Genomic DNA, 25,837 nt, shown 5'->3' with positions numbered 1-25,837 from the left:
ACCCCTGATTCCATTCGCCTATCGCCGCACGACGGCCTTGGCCACTGGAGGCCCCATTGCATCGCGACAGCATCGTAGGGCGGTGCGACTGCGAAAAGAGCAGTCCTTGGACTTCAATGGAAGTCGTTGGATGAACTTTGTTGCCGAGGGCGAAAAACAAGGCTATAATTGAGTTCTTCACTGATCACCACAGTGAAGAAAGTGATTGGGAAACAGAGACTTAGCGCTCTAGTGCATGACTCGTTTCCCGCTCCAGTTTAAATACTGTGGCGTTCGCACGGTGCAGTGGTGGTGAGGGTCTTAAAGGCGCCTCACGCCGATTAGCGGTAAAGCTTCAAAATGCGGGAATAGCTCAGTTGGTAGAGCACGACCTTGCCAAGGTCGGGGTCGCGAGTTCGAGTCTCGTTTCCCGCTCCAATTCAAAAAACCACTCCAGCAGGAGTGGTTTTTTTTTGTCACTTTTCCAGCATTACCTCAACAAGCGGGAATGGGATCCAGTTTTTCTTGTCGTCCACGCTGAAAAAGGCCTCGATTTTCAGCGCGGTCGGGACAACGAAGACACCCATATCGGTAAGGGTCACTTTACCCACCGTCATGGCCACAGGCGAAGGTACCGGTATGGCATCCGCGACCACGACCGGGTCTTGGTTGCCATCCTGGCGCTCGCCGCTGATGTGGAGCCTGACAAACTGGCTGGTATCCATCAGTGGCCAGCGCTCAAGGGTAAAGGTCGCGCCCGTGCCGATATTGCTCAGTTTCAACACCTTGCCGGTGATCTTGTCGCATTGAGGTGCCTCCAGGGTGCTGGGCACATCAATCTTCAAACTGTGCACGGCCGATTCATAGGGCATGTCGCGACGTGTTACCACGAAATACAGTTCCAGATCGCTGCCCATGCGTGCCGCAACATTCGCTTTGGGGATGGGGCAAACGATATCACCGGAAGCAATGCTCACGGGTGCGCTGTAGGCGCCGTGCTCACCCGGCCGGCCCCAGTGAACCATCACATCGTCATTGGGGTCGAAGCGGTTCACTGCTTCGATGACTACTGTTGCACCGTTCACAGCCCGGACCGGGTCCAGGGTACTGCTGTCGCCGCCGGTGCTGCCTGTTTCTTTCACGTAGGGGGAGGAGAACGTGGTTGGCAGCGGGGTGGCGTTGCACTGTAATGGCAAGACCGCCGAGGTTTGAATCGGGGTTTTGGCACGGTCCTGGACCGTGTAGTACAGGTAGCGCAACCCGTCCCCCAGGTTGCGTATGAACGCTCCGGGGAACTTGATCTGCAGGGGCTGGGTAGTATCGCTCAGCTTCAAGGTCCAGGTGTCCACCTGCTCGGTGCCTGTAGGTGTTGTGCTCCAGTACCAGGTCAACACATCGCCGGGGCGGATGTCAGCATAGGGCGGGATCGTGGCTGGCAAGGCATCACCGTTTGCCCATAGGTAGGCATCGGTAACCCCGTCTTCGCCGACGACTTCGCCTGCGACCTGCAGGCGGCTGTCAGTGGGTAGTTTGGGTGGGGTGGTATCCGTGGTGATGGTCAGGGGTTCGGAGGTCGAGCTGTTATTGGCGTAATTTACAACCGTGTAGGTCAAGGTGTGCGGACCATCTTCGTTCAGCAAGCTGGTGGGCACCATGATGAAAAGGTTTTTTTCATCGATCGGTCCGGGATAATCCTTGGGACCGAAATCGTGGCCATCCCAGTGCAGCGTCACTTTATCAATATCCTCTGGGTCTTCGGTTGAGTGTGCCCACTTCTCGAACGCCACCTTCAACGGGGTCTGCGTTGCGCTGTAGGGCAGCAGGTTGGTCTCGCCGCCCTCGATGTCGGCAAGCAACCCCTCGATGACAACGGGCTTGAGCAAGTTGTCCGAGTTGGTACGCCGCAAAAAAAGGCGAGTAAAAAGTGAGTGTAAGATGGATTTCAAAGACATTGAATTGCCTCCAGGGCGCAAGAATCTGTACCCGCAGTAAGCCCTGCAAAAACCCTAAGGCTGCTGCAGGGCGTTGTCGCTACCAGTTGTATCGCACGCCTACGCTGGCGCCCCACGGTTGCTCGAGGCGTTCGCCGTTGGCGTAGTCGAACTCCGCATGCACCTGCCATTGCTCGGCCCAGGCCGCCACCACGCCAACACCCAGTTCTGCACGGGAACCCGCCAAGTCGTTGTCCAGGCTGTTGCCATTGACCTTCACGCGGTTGTTGTTCACGAACTCATGGGCCCCGGCGACCTTGAGGTAAGGCTGGATCATGCGGCCCTGGCCATAGTCGAAGGTGCGTCCGGCGGTTGTGCCAAGCTTGCCCTGTAGCGAACGCGTGTCGTCGCCGGAGGCTTGCATGCCATTGGCCAGGTGATACGACTGCCCTTCGATGGTCATGGCGGCCAACTGGGCATAAGGCTCGATGAAGTAGCCATCATCCAGCTTGATGTGCCGGCCGACCTCCGCCGAGACACCGAGGCCGTGGTTGCTGTAGTCACCCTTGGTCTTGCTGCCATCGCTCAGTTGCACATCGGCACGGTTCTGGTAACGGTTGAACTTGGCAACGCCGTCGAAGTAGTAGCCACTCTGTGGGTCGAGCCAGGTGGTGTAGGCACCGATGTGGTAGCTGTCGACCTTGCCCGAGCTGCCGCCTTGCAGGTTCAGGTCGGAGTTGCTGTAGCCTGCAGTTACCCCGAGCAGCCAGTTACCGTCACCGGCAGGCAGGCGGCCATCGGCACCGAACGACAACCCTTGCTGCTGCTGTTTGTAACCAAACCCGGAGGTGGAGGCGTTGTACTGGTTGCCATAGCTGCGCATCCAGGCACCTGCCGCGCCATCGTTGCGACGCACTTCGCCCATGCGGCTACGTAGTGTGGTGAGCTCGCCGTACCAGACGGTAGGGGCGGTGTTGGCCAGGGCCAGGATGGTTTTCGTGCCGTTGCTGAGCGAACGCATCGAGGCGTCCAGGTACCAGTCATTGCCATGCTGCACCAGGCCATAGGCAAAGGTGCCCAGGTCAACTGGCCCGCCGGCCAGCGAGAAGCTCGCGTCACCGGCTGCGGTATGCACCATGTGCAGGTTGGTGTCGGCCAGTGGGTCCTTGCCCGTGCTGGCCACGCGGATCTGGTGGTTGCCGCTGGCGTTGCCAGTCACTTCCAGGAAGTCGGTTTTGCCGTCGGCGAAGTCGACGTTCATGATGAAGGTGCCGTTACCCTCCAGGTTGGCCACTTGCAGTGCGTAGAACTTGTCCTTTTCGTTCTCGTCGTCATTGTCGTGAAAAGCCACGGCGCCGCCGTCCATCGCCAGGTGTTTGAGCTCGGCGTCGCCGATCAGGGTCCACTGCCCGCCGCTGTTCAAGTCCAGTTTGTCGAGGTTTTCCAGGCGGCCCTTGAGAATGGCCAGGTTTTCCAGGGCCAGCTTGGCGCTACCGCCTTCGGCGACAACGATATCGCCTTCCAGCTTGCTGGCGCTGACCAGGATGTCTGCGCTGCTCAGGGCGCCGACTCGCACCAGGGTGCCGTTACCGGCCTTGAGGGTAGAGCCATTCATTATCTTGATGTCGGCGGTGGTCGGCAGGCGGCCCGAGATGCCGACAGTGATGGCCGAGCCGGTCCTGCCTTCTACGTGGCTGGCATCCAGCAAGACTGTGCCGACGCCGGCAGGGTTGCCGTTGTCGCCACGGACGCGGATGCCCTCTCCGGCGCCGATGATACTGCTGCCTGCAGAGGCATTCACGATGCCATCGTACAGGTTCACCCCTGGGGCGTTGGGGTTGGTAGCCTCCAAGTGGCTGCCAAACAGGTTCAGCTCGCTGGTGTTGACCAATGCACCCATGCTGCTGCCGATGATGGTGCTACCGTATGCATTGATTTTCGCGTTCTCACCGGCTTCTACGCCTTGCCGCTCCGAGGTCACGCGGCTATCGTGGAGGTCGGCTACGCTCTGAGTCACGCTGAGTCCGGCAGTGATGCCTGTCGCGTTGATCTGGCTGGCATTGAACTTGAGGTTTGAGCCGCCACTCAACTCGATCTGCCTGGTTGTGGCACCGTTGGCTGTGAGGGTGGCTCCCTTGATTACCCTGAAGCTGTCTGGCGCGGTGTTGCGGTCGATCGTGGTATCGAACTCGATGGTGGTCAGCGCCCAGCTGCTCGGGCTGAGCAGCAGAAGTGGGCCTAAAGAGGCGATGCGCAATGCGCGTCGCATAGGTGAAGGGTAGAATGCTGACATGCGGATTACCTGCGATTTGTCCAAGTCGGAAAGGGTCGGCTGGCATCGCCAGGGCCGACCAATCGCGCCGAATTCTAGGCATTTACCGAACTTTTCCTGTAGGAAAAGTCCGGTAAATGCGACGACTATTCCTGTGCTCGGCGGGCTGTAGTTAAATCTTCACCCCGCCCACAGGCGTCTTGGTCAAGGTTTGACAGGTAGCGGGCAGCTCCCACCGGTAGGTTCACCTAGGGCAACCCTTATCGTTGCAGGTTTCGACTTGAGAGGCTTACCATCTAACTCGAAGCTGTACTCAACACGCCCGCGGCCCTCCGGCTGTGAGATGTCGGTGCTAAAAATAGGCAAGATGTGCTTTTCGTAGGGTTTGATTTCCCACTGGAAACCTTCTTCGGCTTGTTCCTTAGTGAAATCGAGAGCTATCTCCAGTCCGGCCCCGGAAATTGGATTTTCACCGGTGCGGCCGAGCAGGGGGGTCCATTTCATGTTGATTTTCCCACCTGCAGGCAGGTACTCGCTTAGACCGTGGACAGTCACCAGAAACGCGGGTTCACCGTCAGGGTTTTTGGGGTCGACCCATAGCGATTCGCAACCGAGAATTTTGCCTTCGCCACTAACCGAGCGCTCGAACACGGCCGGGTCCGGTTCAATGATAATGGCGTCAACATCGACCAATTGACTTATTGAGTGCTGTTGATTGTCTTCGCCCGTTTCCTTGAGGAATATGCAGTGCACCGGCGTTTTGGAGCTGTTACCTGCTTTCTCGACCACGTCCCACTCGAGGTTGACTGTGATGGGGTCCACTGCAGTATCGATGATTACTTCAAGTGGTGTATCTGGGGCCGCAGGGTCAGGTACCACGATCCCGCCCCAGGAGAACCTCATCCGTTGACCATCTTTGAGATCAGGGTGCAGATCCCACGTCAGTTGGACGGGTTGGCCTGCGTCTTCCTCCCTTAGTTTGTTGTCCTCGGGAGTTACGGCGCCTTTGATCACGGGGGCGCGCAGCTCCGGGTTAATCGGGCCTGGTTGGATAGGGTCCGGGTCGGGGCCTGCGGTCGACAAGTCGACGTTCACATCCGTGCTTTCCAGCCCGTAGGAAACATCATGGCGCAGTATTCGATAGCTGACGGTGGCAGTTTGGGGAGAGCCAAGTGAAAAGTCGTAGGCCGCTCTCAGGGTCGCGTAGGGGATGCGGATGGAATGCGGCATACCGCTAGTGCCAATTTGCACTTTAAAGGGATCGGAGTTGCCCCAGGTTACTTCGGCGAAGTCATCGGATCGATGATTGTCATATTCAATTTGGGTGACGACGCCAAGTCGTACATCGTCCAGGTCGATCAGGCCACCATCTGCCGCCAGTGGAACGACCGGTGGCTTCAGGTTAGCGGGCAGTGCACCTAAGTTAACGGTGATTTTTACCAGGTGGGAGATGCGGCTGACATGGGTAGCAGGGTCTATCAGGATGTAGGCAAGATAGTAAATACCATCACCCAGTGTTTCAATAGTTGATTTTGGAATTAGCAGCTTTCGGTCTGGGGGTACAGCGCCGCTCTCCACTGGAACTGGCAGCGCGCCATCGGCGGGAGGGGTGTCGGTGAAATAAAGTGCATAGGTATCTTGCTGGCGCTGATTGTCATAAGGCTTCAGTGTAACTTCCAGCCCAGCCGGGGAGCCCACAAAGAACGCATCGGTAATGACGTTGCCTGAAATGACGGGGATCTCCGCAAGTGGGGGATTTTGACTGCCCCAAGGCGGGATTGTGTCGAAAATCAGGTCGAGCGGATCGGACTCTCTATATGTTGAGGAGCTGTGCTTTTTCATTGCGTACCGCAGTTGGCGTTTTCCGTTGACTGGATAATCTGTTACTGGTATTTCAAGCTCGATGTCGCCTATTTGGGTGCTGTCATACTCGTGAATATCACCAATATCCTTGAACTCGCCGACCACTCCTGAAGCGTCGACTTCAGCTATTTGCAGTTTAAGCAAATCCTTATCTTCATCCTCGATTGGGTCTGGCAAAAGCAGCCAAATTGGAACGGTAACGTTGAGAGGGATGCCGAGCCTATCCTTGTGGATGGTGCCTTCGGTAGCCGGGATCACTCCCTCAACTTCGAGCGCCGGGAGCAGGTCTTTTCTGTGGGTCTGAGCCTCTTCAAGATGTTTTTGTGAACGCTCGCTCAGATAATCAAGACGTGCCTGATTTGCAGAGGGTGAATTCATGTATATCGCTCCAGTTTAACGGATGAAAGTGCGCAAGGGTCAGAATTGAAAGTAAGTTTTGGAGCCCTTGGCAGGTTGGTGATCACACACTAGCGTGAAGGGGGGTTCCGGGTAACTGGTAAAAATGCTAGGTAAGGCTGGCACGACTTTTGTTTATATTTTTTATGAGGTACCTGGTAAAAGTGCTAGTTTCAGCCGGCTACCGAATAGGTGTAAAAAAGCCCAACGACGTGGACAGGCAAATGACAGCCAATAGAGTGCTGCCAGCCTGCATCAGGCCGTTTCATAGAGGGCGTTAGCCAGCATTCGCGATGGCCGTCAAATGCACGTCATGTTCCTGGGATGGTTGAGGGTTGAAAAAATGTCAGAGCTGACTTTTGATAAGTTATATGAATGGTTGCAGGAAGAGGCGCGCGCGCTCGGTTGGGGCATGCTTTGTTTCCTGCGCCGGGAAGATCTGGACCGTCTGCTTCTTCAAGTGTATATACGCCGGTTCAACACAGGCGCTTACCTGGCACCGATCTATGGGAGCATTCCCAACGGGGATGATCGGCGCTTTGCGTTGAGCAAGTTCACCCTGGATTGGCCGCGCCTGAGCTTTTCGCCAAAGTTGTCCAATGACTCCAGGGCGCGTTTGTACATGCGGGTGATCGAGGGCATCCAGCTTGGCCTGGTCAATGCGGGGGGGGATTGGCGCGTCAGGGAAATTCGCGAAACCAGCCCATTGCAGGGGCCGGAACTTAGCCTTGACCTGCTGCTGGCCAACGTACCTGGGGTCGTCGGTGCAGAAGGGCGAGTCAGGCTTGACCTTCGAGAAAGCTCGGACTTCACGATGCAGGTGACCGACGACCCGGTCGAGCAACGGCTGGTGGGCCAGTTCTTCCAGCAGAAGTTTGAAGCATTACCAGATGCGCAGCGGGTACTCCCGCTTGGCCAGATCGAAGCGGGCGGTAATCCTCTTCTGGAGGCAGCATCGTTCTCCTTGCGCACCCAGGCACGTGGGCGCAACGACAAGGATGGCGAAGGCGCGGTGCTCGCGCTGATACGTTACGAGGGTGACAAGGAGGGGGATTACCCCGGACCTGCTTACACATACCTGCTACCCAGCGACAGGGAGTATGACGCTACGGTGCTGTTTGACCCAAACAGGATCATGCTGGCGCAGTTGCTCGAGTCCTTGCGTACGGTCGCGAAAGATGTCGAGTTTGAAATTACCCGAGACGACGAGGGAAGGCCGTCGGGCGCGCGTGCCACACGTGGGCTGATGCAGGTTCCAGGACAAACTGTGACCGAACGGTTTGAAACGGAGCCGGACTTGTGGGGTAGATACTTCAAGATGGTTTTACAACTGAAGATCTCTCCGGTCGATTTGCACATGGCCGAAGTGCTTAATGTATATATGGAAGAGGGCAAGGTCGTCGTTGAATGGCGCCTCAAAGGCGAGATGACCATTGAGCCTTTGGACTTGGATGATGAAACAGGGTACATCAAGAGTAACTTGATCAAATTTGGGTTTGATACTTCGGATTTCTATAAGCCGGCTACGGATGACTTTGAGTATGTGGTGACGTCCACTTATCGTCTGGTAGACGAAGAGGGTGGAACCCTGGAGCATGAAGCATTTGAGATGAAGGAAGTCAAGGCGCCGGCTCCAAAGGTTGGGGAAATTAAACCGCCAGAGAACCCGCGCGATGACCCCATATATTGGCTCATTTTGGGTTTATTTACCGGTGGAATGGTGTGGTTGATTGCGGGTGCCATACTGGTTGCGGTTGCGGCGGTACTGAAAGCTGTTGGAAATCCACAGTTCCCAAGTGTCGAGTCGGTCGTGCGCGACGCCCTTGAGCGAAACTTCAAATTCTCCAGCTCTGTCAAACAATTGGTCCAGGACACCATCAAGCTCAACTTTGGAAATACCATCGTCGGGGAGGATCAGTATGCACCCAATGACATTGCTTTCTTTGGCAATATCAACCCGGCGGTTACTGCGTTCGCGGTAGATCCCATGGAGCATACCTTAACGGTAGGTAGTGCTCCGAAGCAGTTCATTTCGGTCCCGGCCAACAATAACCTGGAATGGTCGATCGAGTCAGTAGTGGACACCGTGCTGGACAGCAAGATCGGTTCCATCAACAAGGACACTGGTTTGTATACCCCGCCAACGGCCAATGAAGTCGATGGCGCCTTCGTGCAACTGCGTGTCAACGCAGTAGACAAGGCGACCCCGACCAACAGCAGTTCGGCATTGGTCACGGTTATGAAAAAAACCGTGCAGATCAATCCGCTGGCTTATGTCGCACAGGCAAAAGCTACGATCAACTTGCAGGCCGGCTACTTCGGTGACGCCAGCAAACTGACATGGGCGCTGAAGAACCCGGGCCATGGAACACTGGTGGGGAGCGGGGCAACTGCGACCTATACGGCACCTGAAAAAATGCCACCCAGCAATCCGCAAGCCCCCGAGGAACTTGCCGCCTACGCTGTCGACGAAGTGCAGTTGAGCGCCCCCGGAGACGGCCATGGCCAGACAGCCGTTCTGATCACTGAAAGCGCGGATAAACTGCCGTTGGTGATAAGCCGGGTTGTTGACCCAACCAATGGCACCGTGCAGTTGACGGCCAAGGTCAACGGCAACCCGGTATCACCGGCAAAGGTCGTGTGGGGAGTCAGGTATGGCTCGCAATCGGGTGAGATTGATCCGGCAACGGGTATCTTCAAGCACCTCCCATCCGGGAGCGACCTATTCGCCCTGATTACCGCCTCTGTTGACGGAGGGTTTTTGGGCACCTTTGAAGGCTATGTGCTGCAAACCCTGCCACCGGTAGCGCTGGAGGACGCGGTACAGGGCGTGGGGGCTTACCAGGTTCAGAAGCACAACCCAGTGGCTGAGCGACACGGGCCCTCGAATGTGAAAAGGCGAGCCCCACTGAGTAAATGGCTGGCCGACAACCCCGATCTACAGCAGTGGGACAGCATTACAGGCGTGTCCCTGTCCGCAGGTAATGCTTCGCTGAGTCAGACTCACGCTTCCCACCTTGAGCAAGGGCAGGGTATCGATAACATCTCGGGCGAACTCGAGATTGAAATGACGGATATCGTCTATCACTTCGCTGGTTACCAGATGTCAGCGCCCCAAGTCGGCATTGGCCGAGTCAGCTATGAAAATGCGCGTCTGGACATGCTCGCCAATCTGCACGGCGGCACTTTGGTCAAGGCCCAGAAGCCATACAAGGTGCTCAGCCTGGCGGCGCACGACCCCCTTGACTACCTGGAGTTAAGCCAACAGGTCCCTTTGGTGTTCAAGGATGGGGCGCTGGTGCTGGATGTTTCCAAGGGCGAAAACGTGCGCTTGGCCGTGAGCGATGATCTGGCCGAGCAGAGTCTGGCCGGTGACTGGCTTCAGCAGCAGCTTCCAGCCGACCCGGGCAAGCTCGATTACTCAATGCTTTCGGCTCCCCACGCGGGGCCAGAGCGGGCCCTGCAGGCTGCCTACCTTGGTACTCAGGCCGATGACGAGGGTAAGGGCGATACGTTGGTGATGTTTGCCTCTTCGGGCTACGGTCGTGAAGGCAACTTCCCTGGTCAGGCCAGCGACTTCCCACGGCTGTTGCCGACGCCACCTCAGCCAGAAGCCGCTGTTGAGTTGCTGAGTTCACGGTTGTTGCATCGCAATGCCTTCCTTAACGGCTTCAAAGGGCAGTTGACGGATGCGACTTTCGATGAGGTGTATCAGGATGGACGGCTCGCCGGCATGGTTGCCAGCGCGGGCAGGCTGCAGGTACCTGATGCTCAATACCCATCCAGCGATTACCTTTTCAAGGTGCAGGCCTTCGATTTGGACGTGGCTGGCGGGCTACAGGCCCGTTTCGAGTTGGACTGGGCCAGCCAGCACCTGAACATTGACTGCAGCATGACGTTCAGTTGTCAGTCCGAGCACCCGGCCGCTGCGGAAGTGTATACGGCCACGTTCGAACTGTCCCTGCACCATCGCTACTATTTGTTGGCCGGTACAGAGCCCGGCCCCTACTGGCTGGAAGGGCAGTTCTTCTCGCCTTGGCCTGAACAACAGGAAGCACGTGTGCTCAAGGGCCTGCCTGAAGGCGATGAGTACGCAGAACTGAGGGTGCAGGCTGAAGATTTTGCTGCCTTCGTGATTCGGCAGGCGATCCTGCAAGGGATGGTGCGTGCACTTGATCCGGCAGCAGCAGAGCACTGGCTGAAGGGGTTGCAGATCGGGGCATCGACCAAGCTGCAGCCAGGCAGCTTCGAGTTCCCGGGCGCCATGGCCGTCTCGGCGTCGCTGGCCGCCAATGCCGAGCTGCGCATTCGTGATGTTGACGAACCCGTACTGGTGGGGCACGAACAGCTGCTTGACGTTGAGAACCCCGGGCAGTTGACGTTGACCTGGACGGTTAAAAGCCTCCCGGGTGGCCCGACGCACCCCGGAGTCATCAAGGATGGCAAGTACACCGCACCTTCTGCCGACACCTTGCAGGGGCGTTCCGGGCAAGTGCTTGTGAGCGCCAGTGCTGGGGATCAACGTTGCGACGTCGTTATTACCGTAATGCGCCAAAGTCTGCGGGCGAACCCGTTCATCACCACGATGCAAGCTGGAACGGAGCGGATATTGACAGCCGCAGCGCTGGGCAAGGCGCCATTGAAGTGGACCAATGTCACCAACGACCCTGGGCAGAGCGGTGAATTGGTCGAGGAGGCCCAGGGGCGGCGCTGCCGCTATCTGGCCAAGCCGGCCAACCCGGGCAAGCCCAATACCTATTGGCTGGATGAAATCCAGGTAGCAGGCGCGGATGACAAACAGTCCCTGCATGTTCTGGTGATTCAGCGCGAACCAGCGGTGCTTGTGACACTCGCCGAAACGCCACGCGCCGATGGTCGAATGAAGTTCGTTGCCCGCATCAACGGCAACCTGGTTACCCCTGAATGGGAGTTGGGCGTAGGGCCCGGAACCATCGACGCCGACGGGCTCTATACCCCCCCGCAAAGTGCAGATCTGCCACCCGGCATTCTGGTGCTAGCAACCTTCAAATCAGACGATTTCGGCACCTTCGAAGGGCATCTGATCATGCCACTGCAGGCTACCCGCTTCCCGGGCTTGTGCAGTCAGTTGCTGGCACCACAACCACGTTCGGTGTGAAGCCCCGGCGAGCACTTTCAGGAGAATGACATGCCCATTAACCCTATTGAACACGTGTTGGCCCGAATGACCGGGCGCAATATCACCAGAGGCTGGGGCGCCGTCGCGGCGATCGCCCGCAAGCTGATGAACGATATGCTGCATGAACAATACCGGCAGCGCTTGAGCGATTTGCGTTTCTTGCCGTTGTTCAATGCCGTTGTTGATCACGAAGATCATGTTCGTACCCGCAGCAAGTTGCGCAACATCGAGTTCGGCGCACCTTTGCTGTCGTTTACCAATGCATCGCTCAGTGATTCCAGAGCACAACTGACCTTCCCCATCGTGGCCGGTGAGTACTTGCAACGGTCGCCTTTGGCAGAAAACCTGCTGACGTCTTTCATCATCGATGAAAGCATGGGTTTCACCTTGGTCATGGCGATCGAGCTACGCCTGGTTACCGGTGAAGTCGACCATCGTGGCAGGGTTACGCTGGATTTGCGCGAGGCGTCCAGCTTCAGCTGTAACCTTGCCGGTGCAGCGGAGCACGTCAACGAGCGAATTGCTGCGGCCATTGAAAAAGAGTTCGCAGATTTACCGCAACACCGAGGCCAGTTCGAACTCGGCATGCTCGACTTCTCTGGCTACACGGCACTGACGCCCACGCACTTTCGCATCCTCACCCAGGCGGCGCCGGGTGCCAAGACCTTGGGCGCTGACAACTACGGCGACGGGGCGGTACTGGCGTTCATTCAGTTGCAGGCAAATGATCATGAGGGCGAGTTGCCTGAGCATGATTTCCCTTACCTGATTCCTGATGACCGCAACAGCGACGGCAGCGAGAAGTACTCGGCGACGATGGTGGTGGACAAAAGCATGCTCAAGCATGTCACCGACGACCGTCTGGATGTACTCGCATCGTTGCTGTTCTCGACATCGCACAAGTTCGCCGAGAAGGAACGGCATGAGCCCCATGACCTTGCTGTGTTCGGCACGATCGATGCTGTGCCGGCGTTGTACAGCATCCGTTCGAAAAGCGCGACCATGCTGGCCGGTGAAAAACAGCAATTCACGTTGGTTGACCAGCAGGGGGCGGAGGTCAGGGCGACGAACTGGTTTGCCAGAAGCCGTCAGAGCCGTCTTGCCATTGGCGACGGCAAGATCGACGGTAATGGGCTTTACCAGGCCGTGGGGTTACCTGATATTGGCCACCACAGCCTGACGATCCTGATTACGGCAGAGATCAAAAAGGATAGCCAGATGCACCGTGCTACCACCCAGTTGGTGGTGCACTTCGAGCACGAACAGGTTTCGCCGCAGATCGGCGTGTTCGCAGCGCGCACGCCGATGGTCCTGAGCGCGGCCTTGCAGGCGGATGAAATCAATTGGTCGCTGCTTGGTGAGCAGCACGGCCAGCTTGACCGGGCCCAGGGCAAGCGGGTGACGTTCATCGCCGAGAAGCCTGCCAGCCGACGTCAGCTGAGCGTCCAGCGGGTGCAAGCCAAAGGGCAGCAGCAGCGAATGTCGACCTTGGTCATGCTCAACGGCTTGCAATCGCTGGCCATTGAGCCTGCCCGTACCACGGGCCTGGAGGCGGGCCAGAGCGTATCACTGCGAGAGCGAGACCCGGCGTTCCTTGCCGGAGCACAACGGCGTTGGCGACTGATTGGCCCAGGCCAGCTCGAAGGCCGTAACTACACCGCACCATCGGGCAATGAGCGGGGCACCAGTGTGGTGGTCTGTGAGGCGGTCAATAACGGCGTGGTGCTGGCAGCCGGTTACAGCCTGTTGGCATTTGGCGAGCCGCTGTTGGCAGAGGAAGGGCGCTGGCACGAACTCAGGTATCACAAGGTCACTGTGCCCGGTGGCGACGCCAACGAAAGCTACGGCGAGTTGATCAATCATGGACTCCAGCCGTTGCACGTGGCGGTAGAGATCGAGCCCCTGCCGGTAGATGGGAAATACTATCGCCTCAGCGAGGATGAGCGTGCAAGCATCGGCCTGTATTTCGAGGGGAGTAAACAACGCCTGGTTGCGCTCAATGATGATAACCCCAGTGGTGGCATAGAAAAGGATGACCTACATCGGTGGGGAACACGTAATGTGCCTAACCGATTCCAGCCAGCATACCCAGTGTCAATTGAGGCGCGTGAAGAAAACGTGACACGCCGGGTACTCTACTTGCATTGTGGCGATGAGGCCGATGTTGATGTCAAGCTTTACAGCGGATTCCGGGTCGATGTCGGTGGTACCGAAACGTCACTCAAGTTTGATTCGCAGATAGTGGTGAGGCCAAAAACAGCGCCCGTCCGGGATCAGTCAGATTATTACCTGACGCCGGTGCGCGTGGAAGGCGGTGGAGATAATCCCGACCCCAATAGGCCCATTGATCCAGAAATGCCAGATGACCCTGCATTCGATTTTCATTTGAAAACGATCGATTATTGGGCCTTCAGGCTGAAAGACGGCAGTTTTGAGACGGCTAAGTTTATCAAGCGGTCCTCAATCTATCCCGTGCATCAATCAATGATCCGGTGGGAGTCTGAGCATCATAATGAAACGATGTTCAGCTTTACAGGCACGGTTTTCAGGGACCGCTTTTCCAAGGAAGAAGAAAAGTGGATGAATTCGGAAGTCAAGATCGTTTTTGATGAGCGCCTGCAGAAGCTTATGGGTGGGCGCAAAGAGCTTGATACAGACGTGTTGTTGGAGCGCTTCGTTGAAGGTGCCTTTGTCATTACCAATCATCGGGTGCCGGATTTCAGCTACAAGGCGCCAGGTGAGCTTGACCGTGACACGCTTTCGGAAGGTTTCTATGTGCTGTTGCGTGATCATCAGGGGAATCCTCATTACTTGTACTTCAAACATGAGGCGCCTCTTTATTCGAGCCCTCGCAACTACATAGACTATTTTATCTTGTGAGATTGCCGGTTCGCCTGCGCGGCGGGCGAACTGCTCGTTTGAGTCAACTGGAGAACTTTTATGAAAGCGAGCCTGTTTTTTTCTTCGTTGAGCATTCTTTCGCTGCTATTGTTGGGTTGCGCGAAGACTGCGAATGAAAGACATTCCGATTCGGATGCGGTAATTCAGTTTGCAGGTAGTAAGGATGGAAAGCCTGATGTGGGTAATAGTTGCTTATTGATTGTCGAGCGTGGCACGAAGGAATACGTCTTTGGCAAGGATGTTATTTGTCCCAATGATGACATGTATTATTACCAGCTGTGGAACGTTCCTTCTGCTGTTAGGGTAACCTTTCATTCTGAGAAAAGTTGCAGTACGTCAGACAGTGTTGATTGGTATTTTGTTACCCAGACGTACATAAATAATGTTACAGGGAACTGGGAATTGATCTCGAATATCAAGGGCAAAGAGCCGGGAGACATTATTTCGAAAGGGCTTCTCTATAAGCGCGGAAACTATGACCATGGAAATATAGGTGGTAAGTTGTCATGTGTCACCGTTGAGTACTGAACGCTCACTGCCCTCGGTTCGGCTGTAAACAAGCTGTGATGCTGAAGCTTCAACGTGGAGTTCGTCCGACGCCCAAGGGCCCGCAGCCCCCTTGGGCGTCGCATTGTCTTCTGCTCCCTCAGTGGTGCCTGGCAAGATCAACTGTGCAGTGTTGGGTTGGCTGCGCTTAGCAACTGTTTTTCTGCGTTCCAGTCGAAAGGTTCACCGCGCTGCTCGGCCTCGTAGCGGCGCTCTTCCAGATGCTGGTAAAGGTCCAGTTCTGCATCCGGCATGTAGTGCAGGCAGTCGCCGCCGAAGAACCACAGCAGGTCACGTGGTACCAGGTGGGCGACTTGCGGATAGCGCTGGATCACCTGGCAAATCAGGTCCTGGCCCAGGTACTGGCTCTGCAGTGGGTCTTGCGGCAGCAGGGTCAGCAGCTCGTCGAAGCGTTCGAGAAACAGGGCGTGGCTTTCCTCCGGTACCTGCTCTGCTTCACCCAGGGCCACCAGGATGGTACGCAGGTGGTTCAGCAGATGCAGGTGGTATTGCAGGTGGGGATTGGCCATAGGGCGGTCCTCGAGGTGGTTGAAACGGGGGCGGAGTATACGCCGGTTGAGGTCGGGTTGGGGAAGGTGGCCGCAATGCGGCCCCCTTGGTTCAGCGCACCTTGCCTTGCTCCGGCAGTAACTGCATCTTGTCGAAGGCATCCACATCAATCACTGCCCGACGAGCCTGTTCCGCCGCATGCAGCCGTTGCCCTTCGCCAGCCTGCAATGCGCCGGCCTCAACGGCTGCATCGATCACAGATTGCCCGGGTGCCGGCCGTACCATGCCTTCCTTGATTGCCTGATGCAGCGCCTTGTGTAGCGGCGCCGCTGCATCCAGCAAGTCGCAAGCCTGTTGCAGCGCCGCCACCGGGTCACCGTCAGCCTGTGGCCTGAAGCAGCCGGCGAGTAGCTCTTCCAGTGCGGGATCACCCTTGCTGCGGCCGATCAATGCCGCCACCTCGGCATCCAGTTCATCACTCGGCCCGGTATGGCGGCGGCCGAAGGGGAACACCAGCACGCGCAGCACGCAGCCGACAGCGCGGTTGGGGAAGTTGTCCAGGAGTCGGTCCAGGGCTTTTTCCGCCTGGCCCAGGCTTTCTTCCATGGCCCAGCGCAGCAATGGCTGCATATGCTCAGGGGAGCCGAGGTCGTGATAGCGCTTGAGCGCGGCGCTGGACAGGTACAGATAGCTCAGCACGTCACCCAGCCGTGCGCTCAGGCGTTCGCGGCGTTTGAGTGCCCCACCCAGCAGCATCATCGACAGGTCAGCCAACAGCGCAAAAGCAGATGCCTGGCGGTTGAGGGCGCGGAAGTAGCCTTGGCTCAAGGCATCTCCCGGCATGCTTTCCAGGCGCCCCAGCCCCAGGTTGAGTACCAGCGTGCTGGCTGCGTTGCCGGCGGCGAACATGATGTGTTTCATCAGCAGATCGTCGAATTCGCGCAGCGCCTGGTCATGGTCTTCCCGCCCGGCCAGGGCCATTTCCTTGAGTACGAACGGGTGGCAGCGGATGGCACCCTGGCCGAAGATCATCAGGTTGCGTGAGAGGATATTCGCCCCTTCGACCGTAATGAAAATGGGCGCACCTTGCCAGTTGCGGCCCAGGTAGTTGTTCGGGCCCATGATGATGCCCTTGCCACCATGCACATCCATGGCGTGCTGGATGCACTCGCGGCCGCGCTCGGTCAGATGGTACTTGAGGATCGCTGACAGAACCGAGGGTTTTTCGCCGAGGTCCACGGCCTTGGCAGTCAGCAGGCGGGCGCTGTCCATCAGCCAGGCGTTGCCGCCGATGCGCGCCAGGGATTCCTGGATGCCTTCGAAGGCCGCCAGCGGCACATTGAACTGTTCGCGGATGTTTGCGTATTGGCCAGTGACCAGGCTGGTGTACTTGGCGGCGCCGGTGCCCACGGCCGGCAGGGAAATCGAGCGGCCGACCGACAGGCAGTTCATCAGCATCATCCAGCCCTTGCCGAGCATGGCCTGACCGCCGATCAGGAAGTCCAGCGGTACGAATACATCCTTGCCGCTGTTGGGGCCGTTCATGAACGCGGCGCCCAGTGGCAGGTGGCGTTTGCCGATTTCCACGCCAGGTGTGTCGGTGGGGATCAGCGCCAGACTGATGCCCAGATCTTCCTCTTCACCCAGCAGGTGATCCGGGTCATGGGCCTTGAAGGCCAGGCCCAGCAATGTTGCGACCGGGCCAAGCGTGATGTAGCGTTTTTCCCAGTTTAGGCGCAGGCCGATGACTTCCTCGCCGTGCCACTGGCCTTTGCAGATGACTCCGGTGTCGGGCATGGCGCCGGCATCGGAGCCAGCCAGTGGGCCGGTGAGGGCGAAGCAAGGGATTTCCTCGCCGCGCGCCAGGCGGGGCAGATAGTGGTTGCGTTGTTCGTCGGTGCCGTAGTGCAACAGCAGTTCAGCCGGGCCGAGGGAGTTGGGTACCATCACCGTTGACGCCAGATCGCCGCTGCGGGTGGCCAGTTTCATCGCTACCTGGGAGTGGGCGTAGGCAGAGAAACCTTTACCGCCGTATTCCTTGGGGATGATCAGGGCGAAGAAGCCGTTCTGCTTGATGTGCGTCCAGGCCTTGGGCGGCAGGTCGAGGTCCTGGCCGATCTGCCAGTCGCTGACAATGGCGCACAGTTCTTCGGTAGGGCCGTCGATGAAGGCTTGTTCCTCTTCGGTCAGCTTCGGTGCCGGGTAGGCGAGCAAGGTGCGCCAGTCGGGGCGACCGCTGAACAGTTCGCCATCCCACCATACGGTGCCTGCGTCGATCGCTTCGCGTTCGGTCTGTGACATCGGCGGCAGGGTGCGCTGGAACCATTTGAACACCGGGCCGGTGAATACCTTGCGCCGCCATTCCGGCAGTGCCACCAGGGCAATCTTCAGCGCCAGCACGAGCCAGATCAGGGTCAGCAGCCAGCCGGGGGCATGGCTGAAAATGCCCATCAGCAGCACATAGGCCGCCATGATGCCGAGAATCTGCAAGGGCGCCAGGCGCCTGTGCGTGAGGTACGCCGCGCCGATCACCAGCACTACCAGCCACAACAGCAACATAATCGGTCCTCCTTGGAACCAGGGGCTTGAGCCGTCCCGTAAAGCTTAGACGCAACGCTGTGAACGGCCGGTTCAGAAGAGTGACAGGGTGTGGCGGTAGGAGTTTCAGTGCAGTGTTCACCTGTATCAGAATCTGTGGCGATTGTGTGGGAGGGGGCTTGCCCGCGAAGAGGCCGGTACAGGCGACAAAACTCTGGAGTAGACTGTCAGCCCTCCGCATTCATAAGGACGTTGCCATGCTGAAGATCTGGGGCCGCAAGAACTCGAGCAATGTGCGCAAGGCGCTGTGGATCGCCCACGAACTGGGCCTGGACTTCGAGTCGATCGATGCTGGCGGTGCCTTCGGCGTGGTCAACGAGCCGCACTATCGCGCCCGTAACCCCAATGGCCTGGTACCGATGCTGGAAGACGGCGACCTGACCTTGTGGGAGTCCAATACCATCGTCCGTTACCTGTGCGCCGAATACGGCGCAGAGCAGGGCTGGTACCTGGAAAACCCCCGCCAGCGCGCCCTGGCCGACAAGTGGATGGACTGGACCACTTCGTCCTTCGCCGGCCCGTTCCGCCCGCTGTTCTGGGGCCTGCTGCGCACCCCGGAAGACCAGCGCGACTGGGTGGCAATCAATGCCGCACACAAGCAATGTGCCCAGTTGCTGGCCATCGCCGATGAAACCCTGGCCAAACAACCGTACCTGTCCGGTGACCAGATCGGTATGGGCGACATCCCACTGGGTAGTTTCGTCTACGCCTGGTTCGAAATGCCTATCGAACGCCCGGCCATGCGTCACCTGGAAGCCTGGTATGAGCGCCTCAAGGCTCGCCCGGCTTATCAGGCCGCCGTGATGACCGCGCTGACCTGACCTTGCTTCGATAGTCATTATCAATACATGTGACTGTACTTGTGCGGCCTGGCCTTGCACCATGGTCGCACTCACTGCGCCAGTGATCTGCCCTGGCGTGTCCTGCACCTTTTTCTTCGGTAAGTGACCCGCTATGAGTTCCGCCCTGTCCATTCGACAGCTGACCAAGACCTACGGCAACGGCTTCCAGGCCCTCAAGGGCATAGACCTGGACGTCGCCGAAGGCGACTTCTTCGCCTTGCTTGGCCCCAATGGTGCCGGCAAGTCCACCACCATCGGCATCCTCTCCACCCTGGTGAACAAGACCAGCGGCACGGTCAACGTGTTCGGCCACGACCTGGACCGCGAGCCTTCGGCGCTCAAACGCTGCCTGGGCGTGGTGCCGCAAGAGTTCAACTTCAACCAGTTCGAGAAGTGCTTCGACATTGTCGTCACCCAGGCGGGCTACTACGGTATTCCGGCCAAGGTGGCCAAGGAGCGCGCCGAGCAGTACCTGACCCAGCTGGGCCTGTGGGACAAGCGCGACGTGCCTTCGCGTTCGCTGTCCGGTGGCATGAAGCGCCGTCTGATGATTGCCCGCGCGTTGATTCACGAGCCGCGCCTGCTGATCCTCGACGAGCCCACTGCTGGCGTGGACATTGAACTGCGCCGTTCGATGTGGAGCTTCCTCACCGAGCTCAATCAGAAGGGCATCACCATCATTCTCACCACCCACTACCTGGAAGAGGCGGAACAGCTGTGCCGTAACATCGGCATCATCGACCACGGCACCATTGTCGAGAACACCAGCATGCGCCAGTTGCTGGGCAAGCTGCATGTTGAAACCTTCGTCCTCGACATCAAGCAGGACCTGGCCACGGCGCCGGTGCTGCAGGGCTACCCGTGTCGACTGCTGACTCCGCACACCCTGGAAGTGCAGGTGGAAAAAGACATTGGCATCACCGCGCTGTTCGGCCAGCTGGCGCTGCAGAACATCGAAGTGCAGAGCCTGCGCAACAAGACCAACCGACTCGAGGAGCTGTTCGTGTCCCTGGTGGAAAAAAACCTGTCGAAGGTGGCCATATGAGTGTGGAACTGCGCACCAATTGGGTCGCCCTGAACACCATCGTCTACCGCGAAGTGCGGCGCTTTTTGCGCATCTGGCCGCAAACCCTGCTGCCGCCAGCGATCACCATGGTCCTGTACTTCGTCATCTTCGGTAACCTGATCGGCCGGCAGATCGGCGACATGGGCGGCTTCACCTACATGCAGTACATCGTGCCGGGGCTGATCATGATGTCGGTAATCACCAACTCGTACGGCAACGTGGTTTCGAGTTTCTTCGGCAGCAAGTTCCAGCGCTCGATCGAAGAGCTGATGGTGTCACCGGTGTCACCACACACCATTCTCGTGGGGTACGTGCTGGGTGGCGTGCTGCGCGGCTTGGCGGTGGGGGTGATCGTGACCATCCTGTCGATGTTCTTCACCAACCTGCAGGTCCATCACCTGGGCGTGACCGTGGTCGTGGTGCTGCTGACTGCCACCATCTTCTCGCTGCTGGGCTTCGTCAACGCGGTGTTCGCGCGCAACTTCGACGATATCTCGATCATCCCGACCTTCGTGCTGACGCCGCTGACCTACCTGGGCGGGGTGTTCTATTCGATCAACCTGCTGCCGCCGTTCTGGCAGACCGTGTCGCTGGCCAACCCGGTGCTGCACATGGTCAACTCGTTCCGCTACGGCATCCTAGGGGTGTCGGACATCAGTATTGGCACGGCGATCACCTTCATGCTGGTGGCTACTGCGGTGCTCTACGTGCTGTGCGTTCGCCTGCTGGTCAGCGGCCGCGGCATGCGCGCCTGACAGCCGCTGCTTGCGCCGGCGCCACTGCCGGCCAATCCACCAGCGCCAGTACAGCAGGGTGGTGAAGTAGGCGACCACGCCGAGCACCACCCCGCACACCACCGAACCCAGCAGGAACGGCTGCCACAGGCTGGCCAGCTGGTCGGTGATCCATTCGAAGGTCAGTTCGTCCGGCAAGCTGCGCGGTGGAACCTGCATGAGCCAGGCGCCGGTCATGTAGGTGATGAAGAACACCGGTGGCATGGTCAGCGGATTGGTCAGCCAGACCAGGCTGACGGCGATCGGCAGGTTGCCGCGTACCGGAATTGCCAGTGCCGCGGCCAGCAGCATCTGCATGGGAATGGGGATCAGCGCCGCGAACAGGCCCACCCCCATTGCCCGCGCCACCGAATGGCGGTTGAGGTGCCAGAGGTTCGGGTCATGCAGCAGCTTGCCGAAAAAGCGTAACGACTTGTGTTCCCGAATGCTGGTCGGGTCCGGCATGTAGCGTTTGAAAAGTCGGCGCGGCATGTAGGCTCCCGGAGCGTTGATCGGGGCAGTATGCCTCGATTCGCGTTCATCCTCGTTTAGAGTTTGTGACAATTGTTGAGCAGACAACGCCGGCTTTTCGTCTATGCCTCAGTAAGCGATTCCGTTACTGGAGCCCTATCTCATGCGCACAGGGATGTTTGCGCTCGCGCTCGGGCTGTTGTGCCTGGGCTTTCTCCCCGCTTTGCCGTCGGTCGGGTGGCTGCTGTTGTTGTCACTGGCTGGTGGCGTCTGCGTGTGCACTCGGCTGTTGCCGCTGGGCTGTTTTCTGCTGGGGCTGTGCTGGGCCTGCTGGTCGGCCCAGCAGGCGCTGGATGACCGCCTGGCCCGCGGTCTGGATGGCCGCACTTTATGGTTGGAAGGGAGGGTGGTCGGGCTGCCAACGCGGACCGCACAGGGCATGCGTTTCGAGCTGGAGCAACCGCAATCGCGCCGCGCCGAGCTGCCCCGGCGCCTGCAGCTGAGCTGGTTCGATGGCCCGGTCATGCGTGCTGGCGAGCATTGGCGCATGGCGGTCACCGTGCAGCGCCCGGCCGGTTTGCTCAACCCCCATGGCCCGGATCGCGAGGCGCAGCTGCTGGCCCGACGCATCGGCGCCACTGGCACGGTAAAGGCGGGCCAGTTGATGCACGCCGCGGCCCCAGGGTGGCGGGATGCGTTGCGCGAGCGCCTGCTCAAGGTCGATGCGCAGGGGCAGGAAGCGGCATTGGTGGCTTTGGTGCTCGGCGACGGGGCGGGCCTGGCCCGTGAGCAGTGGCAGACGTTGCAGGCAACCGGCACGGTGCACTTGCTGGTGATTTCCGGGCAACACATCGGTCTGCTCGCGGGCTTGCTGTATGCCCTGGTCGCGGGCCTGGCACGCTGGGGGCTTTGGCCACAGGGTTGGCCGTGGTTGCCGTGGGCCTGCGGCCTTGCGCTGGCGGCGGCTCTGGGCTACGGCTGGTTGGCCGGTGCGGGGGTGCCGGTGCAACGCGCTTGCCTGATGCTGGCGGTGGTTCTGCTGTGGCGTCTGCGTTTTCGCCAGTTGGGGGCGGTGTTGCCGTTGTTGCTGGCTTTGAACCTGGTGTTGCTGGCCGAACCCCTGGCGGTGTTGCTCCCTGGGTTCTGGCTCTCGTTCGCGGCGGTGGCGATCCTCATCTACAGCTTTGCGGCACGGCTTGGCGCCTGGCGACCCTGGCAGGCGTGGACGCGGGCCCAATGGGTGATCGCCGTCGGTTTGTTGCCGGTGCTGCTGGCTACGGGATTGCCGGTCAGCCTGAGTTCGCCTGCAGCGAACCTGTTGGCAGTGCCCTGGGTCAGCCTGGCGGTGCTGCCACTGGCATTGCTCGGTACGCTGTTACTGCCGCTGGCGGGTATAGGCGAGGGCCTGCTGTGGGTCGCGGGTGGCCTGCTGGATATCCTGTTCCGTCTACTTGGCTTGCTGGCGGACTGGCGGCCAGTATGGATACCGCCGGCACTGCCGGTGTTCGCCTGGTTGCTGGTGTGCTGCGGGGCGCTGCTGTTGCTGTTGCCTCGCGGTATGCCGCTGCGTGGGCTGGGCGCGGTCATGCTGCTGGCCTTGTGGGTGCCGAGGGCGCCCGTGCCGCCTGGGCAGGTCGAGATCTGGCAGCTGGACGTCGGTCAGGGCTTGGCGATGCTGTTGCGCACACAGCATCACACTCTGCTCTACGACGCCGGGCCGGCGAGGGGCGAAACCGACCTGGGCGAGCGGGTGGTGCTGCCGACCCTGCACAAGCTGGGGGTGGATCGCCTGGATCTGATGCTGATCAGCCACGCTCATGCCGACCATGCGGGCGGCGCTGCGGCCATCCAGCGAGGCTTGCCGATCGGTCGGATGATTGGCGGTGAAGCGCTGGATGGCGTTCAACTGCAGCCTTGTAGCAGTGGTGAGCAATGGACATGGGACGGCGCGCATTTTTCGTTATGGCACTGGGCGGATGGGCAAAGTGGCAACGACCGCTCCTGTGTGCTGATGGTCGAGGCGCAGGGCGAGCGGATGTTGCTGGCGGGGGATATAGAGGCTGGCGCCGAGCGGGCCTGGCTGGCGGACACCGCTGCCCCACGTGTCGACTGGCTGCAGGCCCCGCACCATGGCAGCCGTACGTCTTCCACCGAGGCCTTCATCCGCGCCACGGCTGCACGTGGCGTGCTGATTTCGCGGGGACGCAACAACAGTTTCGGGCATCCGCATGCACAGGTGGTCGAGCGTTATCGGCGGCATGGACTGGTCGTTCACGATACGGCTGGGGAGGGGGCCTTGCGGTTGGTGTTGGGGAGCCATGGCGAAGTCGAGGGTGTGCGTCGGCAGCGGCGATTCTGGCGGGAGGCCGGTCCTGCCATTTGACTGACCTCCGGCAGATGAGCCCCTTGCGCTCCTGTGTTAGAGTGGCGGCCTTTTTCCAGGGGGGCGTTTACTGTGTGGGAATTGGTCAAGTCCGGTGGTTGGATGATGCTGCCGATCATTCTGAGTTCCATCGCCGCCATGGCTATCGTCGTCGAGCGCCTGTGGACCCTGCGCGCCAGCCGCGTTACCCCGCCACACCTGCTGGGCCAGGTGTGGATGTGGATCAAGGACAAGCAACTCACCAGTGACAAGCTCAAGGCCCTGCGCGCCGACTCGCCGCTGGGCGAAATCCTCGCGGCGGGCCTGGCCAACTCGCGCCATGGCCGCGAGATCATGAAAGAGTGCATCGAGGAAGCCGCCTCGCGCGTCATCCACGAACTTGAGCGCTACATCAGCACCCTTGGCACCATCGCCGCCATGGCGCCGCTGCTCGGCCTGCTGGGCACAGTGCTGGGCATGATCGACATCTTCAGCGCCTTCATGGGCTCGCAGATGACCGCTAACGCCGCCGTGCTGGCTGGCGGTATCTCCAAGGCCCTGGTCACCACTGCCGCGGGCCTGATGGTAGGTATCCCGGCGGTGTTCTTCCACCGCTTCCTGCTGCGCCGCATCGATGAGCTGGTGGTGGGCATGGAGCAGGAGGCAATCAAGTTGGTGGAAGTGCTGCAGGGCGACCGCGAAGTGGAAGTGGCCGGAGGCAAGGCGTGAAGTTCCGGCGCAATCGCCAGCGGGAGAACGTCGACATCAACCTGGCGTCGTTGATCGACGTGGTGTTCGTCCTGCTGCTGTTCTTCGTGGTCACCACCACCTTCACCCGCGAGACGCAATTGCGCGTCGAGCTGCCCGAAGCGGCCAGCGCCGAGCAGGCACCGGCCGATCAGGGCAAGCTGGTGGAAGTGACTATCAGCGCCGATGGCGTGTATTCGGTGAACAACCACCTGCTGCCCAAGAGTGACCTGGCGACCTTGACCGAGGCCATCGAGCGCGAGTCGGGTGGTGACAACAAGCTGCCGCTGGCCATCAGCGCCGACGGCAAGACTCCGCACCAGGCCGTGATCACTGCAATGGATGCTGCCGGCAAGCTCGGTTTCAGCCACCTGCGCATGACCACCGTCGAGGCCGCTCAGGGGACACCTTGATGGCGCTCGCCGACCGCTTGCTCGCTGCCTGGTACGCCGGGCATCCGGCCCTGGCGCTGCTGCGCCCGCTCGAGGCGTTGTACCGGCGTGTGGTGACGCGCAAGCGTGCGCGTTTTCTCAGGGGTGAAAGTGCTAGCTACCGGGCGCCGGTACCGGTGATCGTGGTGGGTAACATCACGGTGGGCGGCACCGGCAAGACGCCGATGATTCTCTGGCTGATCGAACATTGCCGCCGCCAGGGCCTCAAGGTCGGAGTGGTCAGCCGTGGCTACGGTGCCAAGCCGCCACACTACCCGTGGCGGGTGGCCGCCAGCCAACCAGCCGAACAGGCCGGTGACGAACCCTTGCTGATCGTCCAGCGCACTGGCGTGCCGCTGATGATCGACCCTGACCGTTCCGCTGCGGTGCGGGCGCTGCTGGCCAGTGAACCGCTCGACCTGATCCTGTGCGACGACGGCATGCAGCACTACCGCCTGGCCCGTGACCTTGAATTGGTGCTGATCGATGCCGCCCGTGGCCTGGGCAATGGCCGTTGTCTGCCGGCCGGGCCGCTGCGCGAGCCTGTCGAACGCCTTCAGGAAGCAGATGCCGTGCTGTTCAACGGCGCCACTGAAGACTGCGCCGAGGGTTTCGGTTTCCGCCTGCAACCGTCCGCCCTGGTCAACCTGCGCAGCGGCGAGCGCCGCGAGCTCGATCTTTTTCCTGCAGGCCAACACCTGCACGCGGTCGCCGGTATCGGTAACCCGCAACGTTTCTTCAACACCCTGCTGGGGCTAAACTGGCAGCCGGTGCCGCATCCCTTTGCCGACCATGCGCAGTTCAGCGCCGAAAGCCTGGCATTCAGCCCGGCGCTGCCGCTGGTCATGACCGAAAAGGATGCGGTGAAATGCCGAGCCTTCGCTGCCGATGACTGGTGGTACCTGGCTGTCGAGGCACAGCCCACGCCAGCCTTCGGCGCCTGGTTCGACAGGCAGCTGCAGCGCTTGCTGCGCAAGCCCTGAGCCCTTCT

At 59.6% G+C, this 25,837-nt stretch carries 16 protein-coding genes and 1 tRNA gene; 11 read left to right on the top strand and 6 right to left on the bottom strand.

The window, feature by feature from the left end:
* Positions 1-341: 341 nt before the first annotated feature.
* Positions 342-417, top strand: a tRNA-Gly gene (locus ACOKS3_RS20865).
* Positions 418-455: 38 nt separating this feature from the next.
* Here the strand turns inward: ACOKS3_RS20865 and ACOKS3_RS20860 are convergent.
* The 3 genes from ACOKS3_RS20860 to ACOKS3_RS20850 all read right to left on the bottom strand — a co-directional run bounded on the left by ACOKS3_RS20860 (position 456) and on the right by ACOKS3_RS20850 (position 6,423).
* Positions 456-1,931, bottom strand: coding sequence for an Ig-like domain-containing protein (locus tag ACOKS3_RS20860; RefSeq protein ID WP_422763024.1), 1,476 nt, complete (start codon positions 1,929-1,931; stop codon positions 456-458).
* A 79-nt stretch (positions 1,932-2,010) separates the two neighbouring features.
* Positions 2,011-4,203, bottom strand: a complete 2,193-nt coding sequence (locus tag ACOKS3_RS20855; protein WP_422763025.1) for an autotransporter outer membrane beta-barrel domain-containing protein — start codon at positions 4,201-4,203, stop codon at positions 2,011-2,013.
* Positions 4,204-4,386: 183 nt separating this feature from the next.
* A complete protein-coding gene (locus tag ACOKS3_RS20850; RefSeq protein WP_258035902.1) occupies positions 4,387-6,423 on the bottom strand; it encodes a hypothetical protein in 2,037 nt (678 codons plus the stop codon).
* Between the two features lie 322 nt (positions 6,424-6,745).
* On the opposite strand from ACOKS3_RS20850, the gene ACOKS3_RS20845 reads away from it, so the two are divergent.
* The 3 genes from ACOKS3_RS20845 to ACOKS3_RS20835 are packed head-to-tail and all read left to right on the top strand — an operon-like array spanning position 6,746 to position 15,028.
* Entirely contained in the window at positions 6,746-11,578 is a 4,833-nt protein-coding gene (locus ACOKS3_RS20845; protein ID WP_422763026.1) for a CBM20 domain-containing protein, read from the top strand.
* A 30-nt stretch (positions 11,579-11,608) separates the two neighbouring features.
* Positions 11,609-14,479, top strand: coding sequence for a hypothetical protein (locus ACOKS3_RS20840; RefSeq protein WP_422763027.1), 2,871 nt, complete (start codon positions 11,609-11,611; stop codon positions 14,477-14,479).
* A 60-nt stretch (positions 14,480-14,539) separates the two neighbouring features.
* Entirely contained in the window at positions 14,540-15,028 is a 489-nt protein-coding gene (locus tag ACOKS3_RS20835; protein WP_422763028.1) for a hypothetical protein, read from the top strand.
* 137 nt (positions 15,029-15,165) lie between these two features.
* On the opposite strand, the gene ACOKS3_RS20830 is transcribed toward ACOKS3_RS20835, so the two are convergent.
* Complete coding sequence (locus tag ACOKS3_RS20830) at positions 15,166-15,576, bottom strand: PA2817 family protein (protein WP_103449692.1); 411 nt, start codon at positions 15,574-15,576, stop codon at positions 15,166-15,168.
* A gap of 91 nt (positions 15,577-15,667) precedes the next feature.
* A complete protein-coding gene (locus tag ACOKS3_RS20825; protein ID WP_103449693.1) occupies positions 15,668-18,115 on the bottom strand; it encodes an acyl-CoA dehydrogenase in 2,448 nt (815 codons plus the stop codon).
* Between the two features lie 236 nt (positions 18,116-18,351).
* On the opposite strand from ACOKS3_RS20825, the gene ACOKS3_RS20820 reads away from it, so the two are divergent.
* The 3 genes from ACOKS3_RS20820 (at position 18,352) to ACOKS3_RS20810 (ending at position 20,817) form a co-directional block, all read left to right on the top strand.
* The gene (locus ACOKS3_RS20820) at positions 18,352-18,975 is read left to right on the top strand and encodes a glutathione S-transferase (protein WP_103449694.1); all 624 of its coding nucleotides are present in this window, start codon (positions 18,352-18,354) and stop codon (positions 18,973-18,975) included.
* Between the two features lie 133 nt (positions 18,976-19,108).
* Complete coding sequence (locus ACOKS3_RS20815) at positions 19,109-20,041, top strand: ABC transporter ATP-binding protein (RefSeq protein WP_103449695.1); 933 nt, start codon at positions 19,109-19,111, stop codon at positions 20,039-20,041.
* The gene (locus ACOKS3_RS20810; protein WP_103449696.1) at positions 20,038-20,817 is read left to right on the top strand and encodes an ABC transporter permease; all 780 of its coding nucleotides are present in this window, start codon (positions 20,038-20,040) and stop codon (positions 20,815-20,817) included. Before ACOKS3_RS20815 ends, ACOKS3_RS20810 begins: the two co-directional genes overlap by 4 nt.
* On the opposite strand, the gene ACOKS3_RS20805 is transcribed toward ACOKS3_RS20810, so the two are convergent.
* Entirely contained in the window at positions 20,701-21,327 is a 627-nt protein-coding gene (locus ACOKS3_RS20805) for a DUF2062 domain-containing protein (RefSeq protein WP_422763029.1), read from the bottom strand. The two genes, ACOKS3_RS20810 and ACOKS3_RS20805, sit on opposite strands and share 117 nt — an antisense overlap.
* Before the next feature lie 142 nt (positions 21,328-21,469).
* Between ACOKS3_RS20805 and ACOKS3_RS20800 the strand changes: the two genes are divergently transcribed.
* From ACOKS3_RS20800 to lpxK, 4 genes are all read left to right on the top strand, one after another.
* Positions 21,470-23,689 (top strand): DNA internalization-related competence protein ComEC/Rec2, encoded by a 2,220-nt coding sequence (locus tag ACOKS3_RS20800; protein ID WP_422763030.1) that lies wholly within the window; start codon positions 21,470-21,472, stop codon positions 23,687-23,689.
* 72 nt (positions 23,690-23,761) lie between these two features.
* Positions 23,762-24,397, top strand: a complete 636-nt coding sequence (locus ACOKS3_RS20795; protein ID WP_028690976.1) for a MotA/TolQ/ExbB proton channel family protein — start codon at positions 23,762-23,764, stop codon at positions 24,395-24,397.
* Positions 24,394-24,828 carry an ExbD/TolR family protein gene (locus tag ACOKS3_RS20790; RefSeq protein ID WP_085675533.1) on the top strand — a complete coding sequence of 145 codons (435 nt, stop codon included), beginning with the start codon at positions 24,394-24,396 and terminating at the stop codon, positions 24,826-24,828. The genes ACOKS3_RS20795 and ACOKS3_RS20790 overlap by 4 nt, the downstream gene beginning before the upstream one ends.
* The gene (gene lpxK / locus ACOKS3_RS20785; RefSeq protein WP_422763031.1) at positions 24,828-25,829 is read left to right on the top strand and encodes a tetraacyldisaccharide 4'-kinase; all 1,002 of its coding nucleotides are present in this window, start codon (positions 24,828-24,830) and stop codon (positions 25,827-25,829) included. The genes ACOKS3_RS20790 and lpxK overlap by 1 nt, the downstream gene beginning before the upstream one ends.
* Positions 25,830-25,837: the final 8 nt, after the last annotated feature.

Origin of the sequence: Pseudomonas sp. HS6-2 (assembly GCF_049325675.2) — a bacterium.
Classification (GTDB): domain Bacteria; phylum Pseudomonadota; class Gammaproteobacteria; order Pseudomonadales; family Pseudomonadaceae; genus Aquipseudomonas; species Aquipseudomonas putida_N.
Note: the sequence above shows the minus strand (reverse complement) of the source record. Positions and strands in the feature narration are given on the sequence as shown.